This is a genomic window from Winogradskyella aquimaris (assembly GCF_042676105.1).
In the GTDB taxonomy this organism is placed as follows: domain Bacteria; phylum Bacteroidota; class Bacteroidia; order Flavobacteriales; family Flavobacteriaceae; genus Winogradskyella; species Winogradskyella aquimaris.
In genome coordinates this window covers 32,200-50,685 of sequence record NZ_JBHTJQ010000002.1, presented here as the reverse complement: position 1 = coordinate 50,685, position 18,486 = coordinate 32,200, and the positions used below count along the sequence as shown (strand labels likewise).

13 protein-coding genes and 2 tRNA genes are annotated in these 18,486 nt (G+C 35.6%); 5 read left to right on the top strand and 10 right to left on the bottom strand.

The features are described from left to right. Nucleotides 1-19 precede the first annotated feature (19 nt). Nucleotides 20-1,669, bottom strand: coding sequence for a solute:sodium symporter family transporter (locus ACFQ1K_RS00805; RefSeq protein ID WP_320555731.1), 1,650 nt, complete (start codon nt 1,667-1,669; stop codon nt 20-22). A 107-nt stretch (nt 1,670-1,776) separates the two neighbouring features. Here ACFQ1K_RS00805 and ACFQ1K_RS00800 point away from each other — a divergent pair, with 107 nt between their 5' ends. Together ACFQ1K_RS00800 and ACFQ1K_RS00795 are read left to right on the top strand one after the other, a co-directional pair. Then, nucleotides 1,777-2,940 (top strand): glycoside hydrolase family 53 protein, encoded by a 1,164-nt coding sequence (locus ACFQ1K_RS00800; protein ID WP_320555732.1) that lies wholly within the window; start codon nt 1,777-1,779, stop codon nt 2,938-2,940. A gap of 8 nt (nt 2,941-2,948) precedes the next feature. Continuing rightward, nucleotides 2,949-5,390 (top strand): DUF4982 domain-containing protein, encoded by a 2,442-nt coding sequence (locus ACFQ1K_RS00795; protein ID WP_320555733.1) that lies wholly within the window; start codon nt 2,949-2,951, stop codon nt 5,388-5,390. Nucleotides 5,391-5,406: 16 nt separating this feature from the next. On the opposite strand, the gene dgoD is transcribed toward ACFQ1K_RS00795, so the two are convergent. The 6 genes from dgoD to ACFQ1K_RS00765 form a co-directional block, all read right to left on the bottom strand. Beyond that, nucleotides 5,407-6,564 carry a galactonate dehydratase gene (gene dgoD, locus ACFQ1K_RS00790; protein ID WP_320555734.1) on the bottom strand — a complete coding sequence of 386 codons (1,158 nt, stop codon included), beginning with the start codon at nt 6,562-6,564 and terminating at the stop codon, nt 5,407-5,409. After that, on the bottom strand, nt 6,552-7,199 hold the full coding sequence (locus tag ACFQ1K_RS00785) for a bifunctional 4-hydroxy-2-oxoglutarate aldolase/2-dehydro-3-deoxy-phosphogluconate aldolase (RefSeq protein ID WP_320555735.1): 648 nt from the start codon (nt 7,197-7,199) through the stop codon (nt 6,552-6,554). Before ACFQ1K_RS00785 ends, dgoD begins: the two co-directional genes overlap by 13 nt. Continuing rightward, complete coding sequence (locus tag ACFQ1K_RS00780; RefSeq protein ID WP_320555736.1) at nt 7,196-8,203, bottom strand: sugar kinase; 1,008 nt, start codon at nt 8,201-8,203, stop codon at nt 7,196-7,198. The genes ACFQ1K_RS00785 and ACFQ1K_RS00780 overlap by 4 nt, the downstream gene beginning before the upstream one ends. Then, nucleotides 8,200-8,928: a FadR/GntR family transcriptional regulator gene (locus ACFQ1K_RS00775; RefSeq protein ID WP_320555737.1), complete on the bottom strand. Its 729-nt coding sequence runs from the start codon at nt 8,926-8,928 to the stop codon at nt 8,200-8,202. The genes ACFQ1K_RS00780 and ACFQ1K_RS00775 overlap by 4 nt, the downstream gene beginning before the upstream one ends. A gap of 144 nt (nt 8,929-9,072) precedes the next feature. Continuing rightward, the gene (locus ACFQ1K_RS00770; RefSeq protein WP_320555738.1) at nt 9,073-9,558 is read right to left on the bottom strand and encodes a hypothetical protein; all 486 of its coding nucleotides are present in this window, start codon (nt 9,556-9,558) and stop codon (nt 9,073-9,075) included. A gap of 30 nt (nt 9,559-9,588) precedes the next feature. Then, nucleotides 9,589-11,025 (bottom strand): hypothetical protein, encoded by a 1,437-nt coding sequence (locus ACFQ1K_RS00765; RefSeq protein ID WP_320555739.1) that lies wholly within the window; start codon nt 11,023-11,025, stop codon nt 9,589-9,591. Between the two features lie 423 nt (nt 11,026-11,448). Here ACFQ1K_RS00765 and ACFQ1K_RS00760 point away from each other — a divergent pair, with 423 nt between their 5' ends. Genes ACFQ1K_RS00760 through ACFQ1K_RS00750 form a run of 3 tightly spaced genes read left to right on the top strand, consistent with a single transcriptional unit; the run spans nt 11,449 to nt 15,423 of the window. Beyond that, nucleotides 11,449-11,973, top strand: coding sequence for an RNA polymerase sigma factor (locus tag ACFQ1K_RS00760; RefSeq protein ID WP_320555740.1), 525 nt, complete (start codon nt 11,449-11,451; stop codon nt 11,971-11,973). Nucleotides 11,974-12,020: 47 nt separating this feature from the next. Then, on the top strand, nt 12,021-12,923 hold the full coding sequence (locus ACFQ1K_RS00755) for a FecR family protein (RefSeq protein WP_320555741.1): 903 nt from the start codon (nt 12,021-12,023) through the stop codon (nt 12,921-12,923). Next, nucleotides 12,916-15,423 carry a TonB-dependent receptor gene (locus ACFQ1K_RS00750; RefSeq protein ID WP_320555742.1) on the top strand — a complete coding sequence of 836 codons (2,508 nt, stop codon included), beginning with the start codon at nt 12,916-12,918 and terminating at the stop codon, nt 15,421-15,423. The genes ACFQ1K_RS00755 and ACFQ1K_RS00750 overlap by 8 nt, the downstream gene beginning before the upstream one ends. Before the next feature lie 84 nt (nt 15,424-15,507). Here ACFQ1K_RS00750 and ACFQ1K_RS00745 read toward each other — a convergent pair. From ACFQ1K_RS00745 to mutS, 3 genes are all read right to left on the bottom strand, one after another. After that, a tRNA-Leu gene (locus tag ACFQ1K_RS00745) sits at nt 15,508-15,592 on the bottom strand. A gap of 43 nt (nt 15,593-15,635) precedes the next feature. Beyond that, nucleotides 15,636-15,707, bottom strand: a tRNA-Gly gene (locus ACFQ1K_RS00740). A gap of 97 nt (nt 15,708-15,804) precedes the next feature. Beyond that, nucleotides 15,805-18,417, bottom strand: a complete 2,613-nt coding sequence (gene mutS, locus ACFQ1K_RS00735) for a DNA mismatch repair protein MutS (protein ID WP_320555743.1) — start codon at nt 18,415-18,417, stop codon at nt 15,805-15,807. Nucleotides 18,418-18,486 lie beyond the last annotated feature (69 nt).

Here is an 18,486-nt window from a genome sequence, read left to right as displayed (position 1 = left end):
ATCTACATTCTTAAGGTAACTACGCAAAATAAATGTAGATGGCTATAACAACTAACACTATGCCAATACTTACAAAATTTACATACTTCCAAGGGGTAATATCTACCTGTTTAGTGTATTGAATCTTGTATGGTATACTTAATGGATAAAGTTTTCCAACAACAAGCATTATTATAATATTGAGAACAAAAAGAATAGCCATAACGTCTAAAAAATGAGGATAAGCTTTTGCTTCGATCAAAGCCAGTGCAGATTCTGACGTCATATTACCATTAAGCTTGGCATTATTCAAAGCTTTTTCAACAAAATAGGGCTGAAGAATAAATTGACTTAAAATATATAATATACAACCAGTAACCAATCCAATTTTCGCAGCGATGGCTGGTACGCGCTTAGTAAAATAGCCCACAACAATGATGGTTAGAATAGGAATACTGTAGATCCCATTAACCTCTTGCAAATATGCAAATAGGCTACCCGCCTTTTCAATTAAAGGGGCTATAATCATAGCAAGTAACGCAAGTACTATCCCAAATAGTTTTCCATACCTCACCACTTTTTTGTCACTCGCCTCTTTATTGATATGTTGTTTGTAAATGTCCATGCCAAATAACGTTACAGAACTATTCAGGACACTATTGAACGAACTTAAAATAGCTCCAAATAATACCGCAGCAAAAAATCCAACCCAAGCATCAGGTAACACTTTCTTTACAAGCATTGGGTAAGCTTCATCTGCACTGGTAAGGTCACTCTTAAACACGTGATACGCAATTAAGCCAGGTAAAACCACTATAATTGGACCTAGAATTTTAATAAATGATGCCAATAATATACCCTTTTGTCCCTCCTTTAAATTCTTAGCCCCAAGCGCTCTCTGAATGATTTGCTGATTCGTGCCCCAATAAAACAATTGTACCAGCATCATACCCGTAAAAATAGTATGAAACGGCACAGGATCAGTTTGGGTTCCTAAAGACTTAAATTTCTCTGGATTCTCATTAGTTAAAATGGAAAGTCCATTGAATAGGTCATTGTCCCCAATAAGCAACAATCCAAAAATCGGAATCAAAAGCCCACCAATAAGCAGACCAATGGCATTAATAGAATCTGAAACAGCTACCGCCTTTAAACCACCAAAAATGGCATAAATAGAACCTACAATTCCTATTCCCCAAATACATATCTTAAGGGCTGAAGATTTGGACACACCTAAGAGCTCTGGTACATTAAACATACCACTAAGTGCAATAGATCCAGAATATAAAATTATGGGTAACAAGACTACAACATAACCTGTAAGAAACAGACCAGATGTGATTGTCTTTGTAGAGGTATCAAAACGGTCTTGAAGAAATTGAGGGACTGTGGTAATACCCCCCTTTAAATATCGCGGCAGCAAATAAATAGCGGTAACAACCATGGCTATGGCTGCAAGGGTTTCCCATACCATAACCGACAAACCGCTTTGATAAGCCGAACCATTCAATCCTACAATCTGTTCCGTTGAAAGGTTGGTAAGTAACAAGGAACCCGCAATAACTCCAGCTGTTAAGCTTCTTCCCCCAAGAAAATAGCCGTCTAAAGTAGATTCTTTTGTGGATCTTGTTTTTAGGTAAGAAATAACTGCTACCACAACAGTAAATGCAACAAATGCTAAAATTTGCATAATCTAGATATTTAAAAGATAAGACAAACAAATATAGATAATGATATATGGTGACAACTAACCAACAGAAATTAATTCATTAATTTAGCAATAAAGTGTGCTTTTTTATGAAAAAATCTAAATTAACAGTGAATTATTTTACGACTATATTTCTCTTATCTTGCCTTTTAGGTGTCAATTCATGTTCAAAGAATAATTCAGATACTAATGATCTTCCTTCAGAAGATACCTCAATCTCGTTTTACTACGGTGCAGATTTGTCCTATGTTAATGAGATGGAAGATTGTGGAGCCATTTATAAAGATTCCGAAGGAACAGTAACAGATGTTTACCAAATTTTTAGGGATGAAGGTGCAAATTTGGTACGAGTGAGACTTTGGCACAACCCAGATTGGACTAACTATTCCAATTACAACGATGTTAAAGAAACCATCCAACGCGCCAAATCCAAAGGTTTAAAAGTACTTTTGGATTTTCATTACAGTGATACCTGGGCTGATCCTTCTAAACAAGAAATTCCAGCGGCTTGGGTTAATGAAATAAACAACACACCTGTACTCCGTCAGTTAGTTTACGACTATACTTACACCACTTTAGAACAATTATCTAATGATAACTTACTGCCAGATATTGTACAAGTTGGTAATGAAATCAACGGAATGATTTTACAACAAGGGGAACTGGTCTGGCCCATAGATTGGGAAAGAAATTCGGCATTAATCAATAAAGGTATTGAGGCTGTAAGAGCTATTTCAACAGCAAAAAATAAGACCATCGAGATTATGCTCCATATTGCACAACCTGAAAATGGCTTGTGGTGGTTTGAGCAAGCGACATCAAATGGAGTGACCGATTTTGATTGGATTGGATTATCGTATTATCCTATTTGGTCGGACTACGATTTAAATGAAGTGCAAACACCACTTTCAACATTAATAAACACCTACAATAAGAAGTTAATGATTGTAGAAACAGCCTATCCATTTACATTAGACAATGCGGATAGTGCCAATAACATTTTAGGAGCTGACGCCTTAACAGGTGGATTCCCTGCTACTCAGCAAGGTCAGTTAGATTACCTCAATCAACTCAAACAAATTATAGAAAATGCTGGTGGCCAAGGTTTAGTCTATTGGGAACCTGCTTGGGTTTCTACAGGCTGCTCAACACTTTGGGCGCAAGGCTCACATTGGGACAATGCTACACTTTTTGATCAAACGGGTAAAGCAACATTGGGTATGCAGTTTTACAATAATTCCCTAAACGACTAATTTTAGAAATGAAAATTAGAATTTCTTTAGTTTCCATACTTTCAGTTTTAATCTGTTTGCAATGTGCCGAACCTAGAGTAGACCAAACTAGAGAAGTTATCACATTGAAAAAAGGTTGGAAATTTGAAAAAGGACATCATCCAAATGCATCAAAAATAGCGTTTGATGATTCAAATTGGCAAAATGTAACTGTTCCGCACGATTGGGCAATTTATGGCCCTTTTGATAAAAACATAGACAAGCAGACGGTTGCCATCATCCAAAATGGTGAAGAAATTGCGACTGAAAAAACAGGTAGAACTGGTGCTCTACCCTATATTGGTGAAGGCTGGTATAGAAATACGTTTTCTCTTGAAAACTTTGACGAAACAAAAAAGGTACTATTGCTTTTTGAAGGTGCCATGAGCGAACCTGAAATCTTTTTAAATGGTGAAAAAATTGGCGAATGGAAATATGGATACAGCTATTTCTACTTTGATATCTCAGCATACATTAACGGTACTTCCAAAAACACTTTAGCCGTAAAGCTCACAAATGTAGGAAAGTCATCAAGGTGGTATCCTGGTGCCGGATTATACCGAAATGTTAGAGTTATTTTAAAGAACAAGGAGAGTTTTGAGCATTGGTCAACATTTATCACAACCCCTTCTGTAAGGCAAGATGAAGCAAAAGTTAATATCAAAACCAAAGTCTCAGGAACTGACTTAAAATTAGTTACTGATATTTTTGATGCAAATGGACATAAAATTAATTCTAAAGAGACCTCTACGGTTATTAACAGCACTTTTGAGGTGAATATAAAAGTAAATCAACCACAGCTTTGGAGTCCTGAAACACCTTACCTATATACTGCTGTTCTAAAACTATACAAAGGCGATATTCTAAAAGATGAAATCACGCAACGCTTTGGTATTAGAACTATAAATTACAGTCATAAAACGGGCTTTAGCCTTAATGGTGAAATTAGAAAGTTTAAAGGTGTTTGCTTACATCACGATTTGGGTCCAATTGGAACGGCCGTAAATATCTCTGCCTTAAGGCGTCAGCTGAAAATCTTAAAGGATATGGGTTGCAATGCCATTAGAAGTGCACACAACATGCCTTCTTTTGAACAACTAGAACTTTGTGATGAAATGGGATTTATGTTTTTAGCTGAAAGCTTTGACGAATGGAAAAAACCAAAAGTCGAGAATGGTTACAATCGCTTTTTTGACGAGTATGCTGAAAAGGATGTTGTTAATTTAGTAAGAGCCACAAGAAATCACCCAAGTATTGTGATGTGGAGTTCTGGCAACGAAGTACCTGACCAATGGGGAAGCGAAGGTGTTAAACGCGCTAAATGGTTACAGGATATTTTTCACAGAGAAGACCCTACACGCCCAGTTACGGTTGGTATGGATCAAGTTAAAGCCGTTATGGAATCAGGTTTTGGTGCCATCATGGATGTCCCAGGCCTAAATTATCGTGTACACCTATACGAAGAAGCTTATGAACGTTTTCCGCAAGGGTTTCTGTTAGGGTCAGAAACAGCTTCAACGGTAAGTTCCCGTGGTGTTTATAAATTTCCTGTTGAAATTGCCAGTATGAAAACCTATCCAGATTTTCAATCCTCATCTTACGATTTAGAATATTGCAGCTGGTCCAATTTACCTGATGATGATTTTGTATTACAAGATGACAAACCTTGGGTTATTGGCGAATTTGTTTGGACGGGTTTTGATTATTTGGGCGAACCAACACCCTATGACGAAGCTTGGCCTTCGCGCAGCTCGTACTTTGGTATTAACGATTTGGCTGGCTTACCAAAAGACCGCTATTATTTATACCGAAGTCGTTGGAACAAAACAGACGAAACGCTTCACATCTTACCGCATTGGAATTGGGAAGGTCGTGAAGGTGAAACGACACCCGTTTTTGTGTACACAAGCTATGATAGTGCCGAATTGTTTTTAAACGGAAAAAGTCTTGGCATCCAAAAAAAGAGTAACGATACCAAACAAAACCGTTATCGTTTAATGTGGATGGATGTTAAATATGAGCCTGGAACCTTAAAAGTTGTTGCACTCGACAATAACGGTAATCCTGCTGCAGAAAAAGAGATAAAAACTGCAGACGAACCGTATAGACTCGTTCTCGATTCTGACGTAAAAACTATTAAAGCCAATGGAGAAGATTTAGTTTTTGTGACGGTTTCAGTAGAAGATAAAAATGGTGTTCCTTGTCCTACAGCCACCAATCAACTTAATTTTGAAGTCAAAGGAAGCGGCACTTATAGAGCGGCTTGTAATGGAGATGCAACATCACTAGAATTATTTCATTTGCCAACCATGAAATTATTCAGTGGTAAATTGGTAGTATTAGTTCAATCTACAGAAAACGCAGGAGAAATTAAATTAACTGTTACTGGTACAGGACTTAAAAAGGGAGAAATAGTAATAAATTCAATCTAATTAGAATCCTTAGTTTCTACCATTCGGCAAAATTACCGTCCTCATTTCTCCAAATAGGATTTTTCCAATCATGTCCAATCTTTAAACCCTCTTTAAGTTTCTTTTCACTTAAATCAATACCTAAACCAGGTTTTTCAAACAAATCCAAGTATCCATTTTTAACATCAAACACTTCTGGATTATCAACATAATCCAGTAAATCAAATCCTTGATTGTAGTGAATTCCTAAGCTACTCTCTTGGATAGTAGCATTAGGTGATGAAAAGTCTAAATGTAATGCCGATGCGAGAGCTATTGGGCCTAAAGGACAATGTGGTGCAAGTGCAATATCATATGCTTCTGCCATTGTGGCGATTCTTTTCACTTCTGAAATTCCACCGGCATGACTTAAATCTGGCTGAATAATATCTACAACACCTTGATGCAGTATGTCTTTAAAGTCCCAGCGAGACAACATTCGTTCCCCTGTAGCAATGGGTATACTGGTGTATGAATAAATGTGCTTAAGTGCATCGTTATTTTCACTTAATACAGGCTCTTCTATAAACATAGGCTCATAAGGTTCTAGTTCATCTATGAGTCTTTTAACCATTGGCTTATGAACCCTTCCATGAAAGTCCAAGCCAATATCGATATCATAGCCAAATTCTTCTCGTAACAATTTGATATTTTGCGCTACATTTTTAACATCCTTTACATTTGCTACCCAGCGCATTTGCCCAGTGGCATTCATTTTTACAGCTGTATAGCCTTGATTTATTTTTTCATGAGCTTGCTCTAAAACAACATCTGGATGATCCCCACCAATCCAACAATACATTTTCATTTTTTGTCGTACTGCACCACCTAAAAGTTCATAAACAGGAACGTTTAAATATTTTCCTTTAATATCCCATAAAGCTTGGTCGATGCCAGAAATGGCACTCATAAGTATGGTACCTCCTCTATAAAAGCCACCTCTATAGAGTACCTGCCATATGTCCTCTATTTGGTTGGCCGTTCTTCCTATTAAGTATGGCTCTAATTCTCTAACACATGCTGCAACAGAATTTGCTTTACCTTCAACAACAGGTTCTCCCCAACCAATAATACCACACTTGGTAGTTATCTTAACAAATAACCATCTTGGCGGCACTTTAAATAGTTCTAATTTGACGATTTCTAATGGATCCATTTAGACTCTTTTTTAATTTTTACAAATTGCTCTGCATTCTTTCTTATGCCGTTTGATTCTTCATGGTCATTAACATTGGTTAACGCACTTCCTAAACCAAAACCAGATATACCGGCAGCTATCCACTCTTCAATATTCGAAAGATCTATTCCTCCCACAGCAAAAAAGCAGACCTTGTCTAACGGTGATTTTACCGATTTAAAATAGCCAACACCCAAGTTACCAGCTGGAAACAATTTTACAATATCCGCACCACTGTCTACAGCTGAGCATATCTCCGTTGGAGTAACCGCTCCCATGGCTACTGGCACCTCATATTGATTTGCAACAGCTAACACGTCTGAATTGGTGTTTGGTGTCACCAAAAATTGAGCTCCTGATTTTATGGCCTGTTCTGCAATCACTTTGTTTATTACTGTTCCTGTACCAATTAGAATTTTGGAAGTGGCGTAGCGTTCTCTAGCTTTTGAGATTTCATTTAAAAAGCCTGGTGTATTAGATGTAATCTCAATAACCCTTATGCCTCCTTGTACTAAAGCCTCTATAATTTCTGGTACTTTTTCTTGTTCCTTTGTTCTAACAATTGCGATTAACCGCTCACTTTTTATAAAAGCTACTATTTCTTGTCTTTTCATCTTAAAACATGTCCGCTTATGTTACCTTCCATTATTGAAAAAATTTCTTCTTCACTACTTGTATGTTGATCTCCTAAAACCGTATGCTTTAAAGCAAAAGCAGCAGTGGCAAAATCAACTGCTTTTTGGTCATTCCATTCCTTATTCACTCCATGCAGCAATCCTGCCGCAAACGCATCACCAGTGCCAAATCTATCTGCGATTGATACCTCAATAGTATTTGATGTGTAGTATTTGGATTCTGAAAGAAAAACACCTGAAAGTTTATTATGACTCGCTGAGACATGATCTCTAATCGTAAAAGCTATCTTGTCAATACCAAATTTTTGACTTGCAGTTTCCATGGCATTTAGTGTTTGGTCATGCTTATTATCCCCCTCAGGACTTATGTTATAGACATCTTTAAGAACATTTGCATTTCCAAATAACAAATTGGTATTATTGAAAATTTTATCAAAGATTATTCTTGCATCTGATGGTTGTTTCCACAATGATCTTCTATAATTCATATCAAAAGCGACCTTAACACCCATTTTCCTAGCTATTTCAGCAACTTTAATAGTTTCCTTTGCACATTGGCTTGATAATACTGGTGTAATTCCAGATAAAAAAATCCAGGTTCTGTTTTTTAGAATCTCTTCCCAATTAAATTCATTGTCTTTTATCTCGCTGAGTGATGAATTCTTCCGATCATAAATGACTTTAGATGGTCTTATTGAAGTGCCTTGCTCTATAAAATAAGTTCCAATTCTATTACCTCCTCTTACAATAGCATTCGTGTTTATACCATACCACCTTAATGAGCTTATGGCAGCATCACCAAGTTGGTTTTCTGGAAGCTTGGTCACAAAAGCAACATCATTACCTAATACACCTAAGGAACTAGCAACATTAGACTCAGAACCTGCATAGTCAACATTAAAAGATTTACAAGAATTTATTTTCATCTTATGTTTTTCGGGAGTTAATCGTAGCATGATTTCTCCAAAGGTTATGAAACTCATTTTCTTTTTAGTGTTTTTATATAGTTATTCTGTGTCTCGAGAATATGATTATACATAGTCTTATTGGCTAATTGTTGGTCTTGTTTAATAATGGCCTCAAGTATGTTTTCATGATGACTTAGCATCACCTCTTTCTTTTTTACCAAAGCACCCTCTTGTGACTTTGCAAAAACACTAGTTTTAAACTTTGGCATTAAATTAAACATTGGACCTAAGAGTAAATCCAACACTTGGTTATCAGCTATAGATAAAATGGTTTTATGAAAATCATTATCTAGTTCTGCTTCCCTATCGGCATCATTTATATCGCAAGCTTTGGTCATTTTTATATTTTCAACCAGCAACTCTATTTGGTCATCATTACGATGAGTTGCAGCCTGACTTGCCAAGGCTGGCTCTAAAACAAGCCTTGTTTTTATAGTTTGTAGAATGACATTTTTGTCTGAAGAAAGCTCGAAAAAAAGATTTAATGTTTCTGAAGCATTTTTTATACTCATTTCAGAAACATATACACCACTACCCCTTTTAACTTCAACAATTCCTCGAGCATTCATTTTCTTAATGGCTTCACGAACGGCAGTTCTACTGACTACAAAAAGATCACAAAGTTCATTTTCTGTGGGCAATTTGCTTCCAGGCGGATATGTTCCTGCTCTAATGGCTTCTGTGAGCTCATATTCAATTATCTGGGTGAGGGAGTTTTTAGTACCTAAAGGAGTAAACATTTAAATTTTTTATATGACATAATACATCATACAAATTTAAAAAATTATGTAAACAAAAAAAACCAACCATGAAATTTCATGGTTGGCCTACTATTAACCAAACAATTGATGTGTAAATTTGGGGACTAATAGTTTATTGTTGCTCTAGTTTTTCTCAAATGTCAACAAATCTGTACCTCCATTACCTCCACTAATATCAATAAGTTCTATTCTTGTAGAAGTTGAAGTTACAATATCCCAGTCATCATTTAAATCTTCAAAATCATTTGTATCTGGTACAGGGAAAAAGATATTAAAGTCGATATCACTACTACTGCTACTATCATCATCACTGCTGTCATCATCAGTTACAGACCATGTTCCAGTCATTGTGTTTGTACCATTAGTAGCCACTAAGGTACCATCAGCATTAAAGGAAAAATCATAGCCATTAAAATCTGATGTTTCATCCTGACCAGAATCTACAAAGTTGGTGATGATCCAAGTGCCAGACTGCACATCATTTTCAATTTCTGCAATTTGTTGGCTATTGTTATTTGGTGTTCCATCATCGTCATCACTTGAACACATAGACGACATTAGTGTGATGCTGAGCATTAGGATAAATCCCAGATTAAATACTTTTTTCATGATTTGTTGTTTTTAGTTAAATTAATTAATTTATATCTTTTGAAGTGTTAAGGTGTCTGTTTCGCCATCACCTCCACTAATATCTTGAAGTACAACTTCTGTTTCCGATGAAGATATAACATCCCAGTCATCATCATTGAATTCTAGAAATGGCATATCTGTTCCAAAATTTAACATGACTTCATTTCCGCCATTAAGTACAGACCATGTTCCATTATTTGTTGTACTCCCGTTTGATGCCGTTACTGTACCGTTACTATCAAAATTCAATTCATAACCTGCATAATCTGCTGTTTGATCATCAGTATCCTCCGTGTAAGATGCAACTATCCATAATCCATCAGATAGCGTATTCGTTAAATTGTCATTACTGTTATCTGATGAGCAGTAATTGTTAAATTCCAATTCATCATCACCTATTCTAAGTTCAAACTCTAGCTCATCGTCATCGTTGTCGTTGTCAATTTCGTGTAAATTCCAGGCATCATTAATGTCGTCAAATCCAGGGATGTCGATTTCAAAAATAATCTCATTTCCTGATCCACTTGCACTCCAAGTACCGCTTTCAGTCTGCATGCCGTTATCCCATGTTACATCAACTGTGTTATCACTATTAAAGGTGAAGAAATAACCCATGTAATTATCTTCTAGGTCGTTATCGTTTCTCTCTAATCCATCTATATACCAGTCGGAACATTGGGTTAAAACATCAGTTACTAAGTCTGTGGTACAATCATCGCAGTCGTCGTCGTCGTAGTCATTATCATCGTCTTCATCACAACTATCATCAGCAGCTTCAATAACCATGGCCAACTCTTGAATATTATTTACGATTTGTGTCGTTCCATCCGCCAATATTACAGTAATTGGGAAGTCTATAGTAACCGCTGCATATTCATCTAAGTCATCTATGAAATTATACATCTCAAAATCATTGTTTATAGTAAAAGATAAGATTAATTCATTGTTTTCATTAAACGCAGATGCTGTAATTGGGTATTGAAAATCTATACACTCAATATCATCATCATCAAAATTATCCTCAAAACAATCTTCAACAAAATCCTCCAACTCATCATCAGAATTAATTACTACTGTTGTAAAATCTGAAAGTACAATCGTTATTGGGTAAGAAATAACAATGTTATCATCGTCATCATCAAATTCATCAAAAATGTCCTCTATATCGTCCAAATCATCTTCGTCTTCAATTTGAAGTGTAATTCCGTTTACAGTGACGGTAACTGGAAATTGAATACTTAGACAGCTCGCATTATCAATAATGTTGTCTGAAGAGCCATCATTCATAACTACATTTTGCATTAAGGCTGCCGTTTGTGTATTGGCTTCTAACGTTTGCTCAGTAGGTGGATCAATACTTAAGTCTTCTTCTGTTCTACAAGATGCCGTCACTATTAAGAGGGCCAAACTTGCTAAAAAATAAATTGATTTTAATCGGGTTCTCATTGTTATCAGTTTTAATTCTTGTTATTTATTGGTCTGTTTATTTATATAACAACTAAGTTTATCATTCTCCTGAAAAAATTTTAAATTTTCTATTTTTTCTTCCAATTGAATGAGACTCGTTATGGTTTTTTGTAGATGTGCTCTGCGCTGTTTCGTCATTCTAAGTTTACATCGATTAGCCTCATTATTATGAATATAATTTAGTTGTTTACTGAGCACTGTCGTTTTTTGGTCACAAAGAATCAATTCTTCCCTCTTCATATTTACTAGAGCAAGAACTAGTTTCGAGGTTTTCTTAGTAACTTTTGAAGCGTACATCTTATGAATTTAAACGTAACTTTTTTTAATAGAACAACTCCAATTACATTTCTCCTGATGGATTTCATAAAAAAAATGTGCTATTTTTAAACCAAAATCTATTTTGTGAGCAAAGACATACCTGAAGATATTTGTGATGAAAACGTTTTTGAGCGTATATATGATAGTTTAGGGCAAGATTTGCATAACTTTTTATATTACAAATTTGGGTCTCAGGTTAACGTAGACGATAAAGCCCAAGAAGCTTTCATAAAGCTTTGGGATAATTGCAAAACCGTAAGTATCTCTAAAGCAAAGTCCTTTCTGTTTACAATTGCAAATAATTTAGTGCTTAACGAACTTAAACACCAAAAAGTGGTTCTTAAGCATCAGCAAGAAAGCCCTAAAAACTACACTTACGAAACTCCGGAATTTATTTTAGAAAAGGAGCAATTTGCTGAGCGCTACCAAAAGGTACTGGAATCGCTTACCGAAGAACAACGGGCTGCTTTCTTAATGAGTAAGGTTGAAGGAAAGACCCATAAAGAAATTGCACAAATGCTTAATGTAACACAAAAGGTAGTAGAGTATAGAATTTATAGTGCATTTAATGTGCTGAAAGAAAAACTTGAAGCTTTTAGAAAAAAATAATCAGGAGAAATGCATAGTAAGTTGTTATACTATAAAATGAACATCTTATGAAGAAAGATGAGTTAATAGAAAAATGGTTGAAAAATGAGCTCTCTGAGGCTGAAAATAAAGCTTTTCAGCAACTAGAGGATGCAGATTTTAATACTTATATTGTAGACTATGCGAAACACTTTAAAGCATCGGACCATTCAAAGCTAAGTGACTTTAATAGCTTTAAAGAACGTTACAATAAACAGAAAACACCTGTTAGAAAAATTGATTGGTTCAATCCATTTATAAAAGTAGCAAGTGTGATTATTGTTACACTAGGCTTGTATTTTACTTTTTTCTTTAACCAAGAAACACGTATAGAAACTCTAGCCAATGAAAACAGAACAGTTACATTACCTGATAACTCTATCGTAAAAGTTAATGAATTGTCTCAATTGGTTTTTTCTGAACAAAATTGGGATAATAATAGAACTTTAGACCTTGATGGAGAGGCCTTTTTTGATGTTGAAAAAGGAAACCGTTTTGACGTAAATACAGCAAACGGTAAAGTAAGTGTACTTGGTACTGAGTTTAACGTAGTCTCTAGAGACAGTGTTTTTAAAGTATCTTGTTACGAAGGACTTGTACAAGTTACCTACAACAATAACGATGTCAAGTTACCTGCAGGGACTGAATTTAGTTTAAAATCAGGCCAAGGTTCAAAAACAACAATTGCGATAGTTGAGCCATACTGGCTGAAAAATATGAGTGTATTTGAAAATGCTACTCTTACCGATGTTGTAAAAGAACTCGAAAAACATTTTGATATTAACGTCCAATATCCTACTGATTTGACTACTAATTTTACAGGAGCCTTTGAACACGGTAATTTGCAGAACGCCTTAAAATCCATCACTAAACCCCTTGATCTGACCTATACCATTAAAAATTCTAAAGTGGTCATTGCAAGGCATGAATAGGATTAAGGTCTACATAGTTTGTTTCATCCTTAGCCTAGTATATGGGCAAAATTTAAGAGGGCAGACTACAGCTCAAAACATTCCAATTTCTAAAGTCTTAGAACAAATCACCAATCAACATTCGGTAAATTTTAACTATGAAAGTAGTTTATTAGAAAATATAATCGTTTCTCCATTACCTGAAGCATTAAGTCTTTCAAGAAAGATAAAAGCATTGGAAGATCAAACCTCTTTAATCTTTGAAAGGGTTAGCGATTATGTCTACAGCATTTCTAGAAGGATTTCCTTATGTGGCTATATTAAAGATTCCGAAACCCAAAAACCTCTCGAGGGAGCAACTATCAATAGCCAGTTTGCATACGCTGTAACGGATGAAAACGGGTATTTTGAAATAGAATTAAGGTCTCAGAATCAACCACTAACCATAAGGTACATTGGCTTTAAAACTATTGAAAGAAAAGCGCTGTATTTTAATCCGGATGATTGCTCAATAATTTCCATGTTATTGCAAGAAGAAGCCATTGCTCCTGTGCTTATTGAAACCTATCTTGTAAATGGTATTGATAAAAGGCAAGACTGGACAACCTCTATAGATTATAAAAAATTTAGTCTTTTGCCTGGTTTAATAGAATCTGATGTGCTACAAACTGCACAAGCCTTACCAGGTATTTTAAGTGTTGACGAAACAGTGTCTAACATTAATATTAGAGGTGGATCTCATGACCAAAATCTAATGCTTTGGGATGACATAAAAATGTATCAAACAGGGCACTTTTTTGGTCTCATTTCTAGTTTTAATCCACTGATGACTCAAAAGGCAAGTATTATCAACAATGGTTCTGATGTATCTTTAACCGATGGAGTTTCTGGTACAATTCATATGAAAACAGAACAACAAATTGACTCAAAATTTAATGGTGTTTTTGGGCTAAATTTTTTAAATGCAGAACTCTTTTCCAATATTCCTATTGGAGAAAAATCATCACTTCAAATCGCATCCAGAAAATCTTTAGACGATGTCATAAGAACACCAACCTATGAGGTTTATTTTGACAGGATCACTCAAGAAACAGAAGCAGAAACCAATGTTACTAATGTTACCAACTCTGATAGAAATTTTAATTTTCATGATGTTTCTGCACGTTGGTTGTACCAACCAAGTGATAAGGATTTTATCCGTTTCAATTTCATTCTTGTCAATAACGACTTAAGTTTTAACGAAAATGCCATTATAAATAACACTATTCAAACTAGACAAAGTAGTGCATCTCAAACGAGTACAGCTTTTGGTGCGAGCTACAAAAGATTATGGAGTAGAAAGCTAAGTTCCAATATAAATATTTATAATACCGATTATCAATTAAAAGCTATAAATGCCAATGTAATAGAACAGCAACGCTTTTTGCAGGAGAATACGGTATCCGAAACTAGTGTTAGACTAAATAATCGTTTTGAACACAACCTGTGGATCTATAATATCGGCTATCAATTTACTGAAACAGAAGTCATAAACTTGAATGATATCGACCTTCCCCGTTTTGTAAGAAGAGATGAGGAAGTATTAAGGGAACATGCTGCTTTCGGGCAGGCATGGTATAAAAATTCTAGTAATAGTCTATCGATTAGAGGTGGCATAAGAGCCAATTTTTTAACCCGATTTAGCAAACTAATTGTTGAACCTAGAATAAGCATAAGGAAATCCATTGGTAATTATATTGAGATGGAAGCTCAAGGTGAGTTTAAGCATCAAAGTACCTCTCAAACGATAAACTTCCAAAACGACTTTTTGGGTATAGAAAGAAGACGGTGGCAACTGACCGACAATGATAGCATTCCTATTATACAGAGTAAGCAAGCGTCTTTGGGCATAACATTTAAAAACAAAGGTTGGTTATTGGATGCCAAAGGGTATTACAAAGAGGTAACAGGAATCACGACACAAAGTCAAAGTTTTACTACCAAGTACGAGTTTACTAAAGAAAAAGGAAGCTACACCGCCTATGGTGTTGAGCTATTGTTACGTAAAAAGTTAGGTAACTTTAACAGTTGGTTAAGCTATGCTTATATCGATAATACCTATACGTTTGAAAGGCTAGAGGATATTGAATTTCCAAGTAATTTTGACATTACCCATTCCCTTACATTTGGAACAACCTACGCCAATAAGAATTGGAATATTTCTGCGGGCGTCAACTACAGGACTGGTCAACCCACCTCAATTCCAGTATCCGACAATCCAATCATTGATAACGGTATTAATTTTGACCAAGCGAATAATGAAAGATTAATGGATTATCTAAGGATTGATGCCTCTGCATTGTTTAAGTTTAAAATCAGTAACACATTTAGATCAGAGGTTGGTGCATCAATTTGGAATATTTCCAACAGAGAGAATATAATAAACAACTTCTTTAGAATAAACGAAAGTAATGACGTTGACGAATTCACAAGACTTTCATTAGGACTTACAACCAATGCCGTGGTGAGAATTTATTTTTAACCCTAGAGTATGTATCGGTTAGGGTACACATTACTTATGAGATTATAAACAAAAAAAGCTAGCTTAAATAAGCTAGCTTTCTAGTACTGAAGGCGGGACTTGAACCCGCACGGCCATAATGGCCATTGGATTTTAAGTCCAACGTGTCTACCAATTCCACCACTTCAGCATCCAAGTTACAGACGGTAACTTAATTGGTATATATTGTATAGAGCGAAAGACGGGATTTGAACCCGCGACCCTCACCTTGGCAAGGTGATGCTCTACCCCTGAGCTACTTTCGCGTAGTCTATTAATAAGAACTTAAGCTATAAAAGCGGATGCAAATTTAAACTATTTCTTATAAATGCAAAGACTTTTTTAAAAATAAATTAATTGGCTTTAGGCTTGCTTTTTCTTCAATAACATCCGCTTAATTTCATTGAGTTTCATAAGTGCCTCAACTGGTGTTAATGTATCAATGTCTGTATGAAGAATTTCATCTTTTATTTCTTCCAATAAGGGGTCATCTAAGTTAAAGAAGCTTAGTTGCATATCATCTTTCAGAGACTTAATATTGTCTGTAAGTTCTTCATTGGAGTGCGATTTTTCTAATTTAGACAATATTTTGTTAGCCCTTCTAATGACTTGCTGAGGCATTCCTGCCATTTTAGCTACATGAATACCAAAACTATGCTCGCTACCGCCTTCCACTAGTTTTCTAACAAATAACACATTGTCTTTAAGTTCTTTTACAGAAACATTAAAATTCTTAATTCTTGCAAATGTTTCGGACATCTCATTAAGCTCATGATAGTGCGTTGCAAAAAGCGTTTTAGGTCGCGCAGGATGTTCGTGCAGGTATTCACTTATGGCCCAAGCTATTGAGATTCCATCATAAGTACTTGTACCTCTTCCTATTTCATCTAATAATACCAGACTTCGTTCTGAAATATTATTGAGAATCGAAGCGGTTTCATTCATCTCTACCATAAATGTAGACTCCCCCATAGAAATATTATCACTTGCCCCAACACGCGTAAAAATCTTATCTACCAAGCCAATTTTTGCCTCCCTTGCAGGCACAAAACTTCCAATTTGCGCTAATAAAACAATTAATGCGGTTTGTCTTAAAATTGCTGATTTACCAGACATATTAGGACCTGTAATCATTATGATTTGCTGAGTTTCTCTATCGAGATGAACATCATTTGCGATGTAGGCTTCCCCTAAAGGAAGCTGCTTTTCTATAACTGGATGGCGACCATCTTTAATATCTAAATCAAAACTATCATCAATCTCTGGGTAGTTATAATTGTTTGTTTTTGCAAGACTTGCAAATCCACATAAAGAATCTAATTGCCCTATAAGTTGTGCATTCTGCTGTACTTGAACAATAAACTGCTGCATCCACATTACAAGTTCTGAAAACAATTGTTGTTCTATGGCTAAAATTCGTTCTTCTGCACCAAGGATTTTAGCCTCATATTCCTTTAGTTCTTCGGTAATATAACGTTCTGCACTGACTAAAGTTTGCTTTCGCACCCAATCCTGTGGCACTTTGTCTTTGTGCGTATTTCGTACTTCAATATAATATCCAAATACATTGTTAGAGGCTATTTTTAATGACGGAATACCTGTTCTTTTGCTCTCGCGCTCTAACATAGCATCTAAATAGTCTTTACCAGATTTTGATAATCCTCTAAGTTCATCGAGTTCTTGCGAAAAACCTTGAGCAATGGTATCGCCCTTTAAAACATTAACAGGTGCTTCTTCATTTAGGGTTTGCTTTATTTTTTCGCGAAGTATATTACAATCATGCAAATTGCTGCCAATAATATTTAAGGCCTCATTCTTACAACTTTCAGCTATAGATTTTATCGGTATGATAGCTTCTAAAGAATTTTTTAGCTGAATAACTTCCCTTGGATTAACCTTGGTAGTAGCTACCTTAGAAATTAAGCGTTCAATATCTCCGATGTGTTTTATTTGCCCTTGTATTTTCTGAAGCACCCCATCGTTATCTAGCAAGTACTTTACAACCGTATGGCGTTGTTTTATTTTTTCGGCTTGTTTTAGTGGCAATGCTAACCAACGCTTTAATGTACGACCTCCCATCGCAGAAATCGTTTTGTCTATAACACTAATTAATGTGACTGCATTGGCATTGTTTGAATGATACAGCTCCAGATTTCGAATGGTGAATTTGTCCATCCACACATAATCGTCTGTGGCTATTCTTGAAATTGTGGATATATGTTGCAGTTGGTTGTGTCTCGTTTCACTTAAATAGTGAAGCACCACACCTGATGCAATAATACCTTCATATAGATCTTCAATACCAAAACCTTTTAATGTTTTTGTATTGAAGTGTTTGGTTAGAGTCTCATTTGCATAGTCTGACTGAAAGACCCAATCTTCCAAGTAAAAGGTATGAAAATCATTTCCAAATAATTCTTCAAAATCCTTCCTGCACTTTTTTGAAATCAAAACCTCGCTTGGATTAAAATTCTGAAGTAGTTTATCGATATATTCCGTACTCCCTTGAGCGGTTAAAAACTCCCCTGTTGAAATATCTAGAAATGAAATACCGATAAACTTCTTATCAAAATGAACTGCTGCCAAGAAATTGTTAGACTTGGAATGTAAAATATCGTCGTTGAATGCAACTCCTGGTGTTACCAATTCTGTAACCCCTCGTTTTACGATGGTTTTTGTTTGTTTTGGATCTTCTAACTGATCGCAAATCGCGACGCGCTCACCAGCCCTTACTAATTTTGGGAGATAAGTATTTAAAGAATGGTGGGGAAACCCGGCTAATTCTGTTTCTCCATCACTACCTGCACCACGTTTGGTTAAAATAATATCTAAAATCTTTGATGCCTTAACTGCATCATTTCCAAAAGTTTCGTAAAAATCCCCAACCCTAAACAACAATAAAGCATCAGGATACTTCGCCTTTATGGCATTGTACTGCTTCATTAATGGTGTTTCCTTTTTTGTCTTTTTAGCCAAGAGAATTGTGTATTTTTGCTTATGCCCAGATTATTGCCATGGGCATTCAATCGTAAGAATGCTAATGTA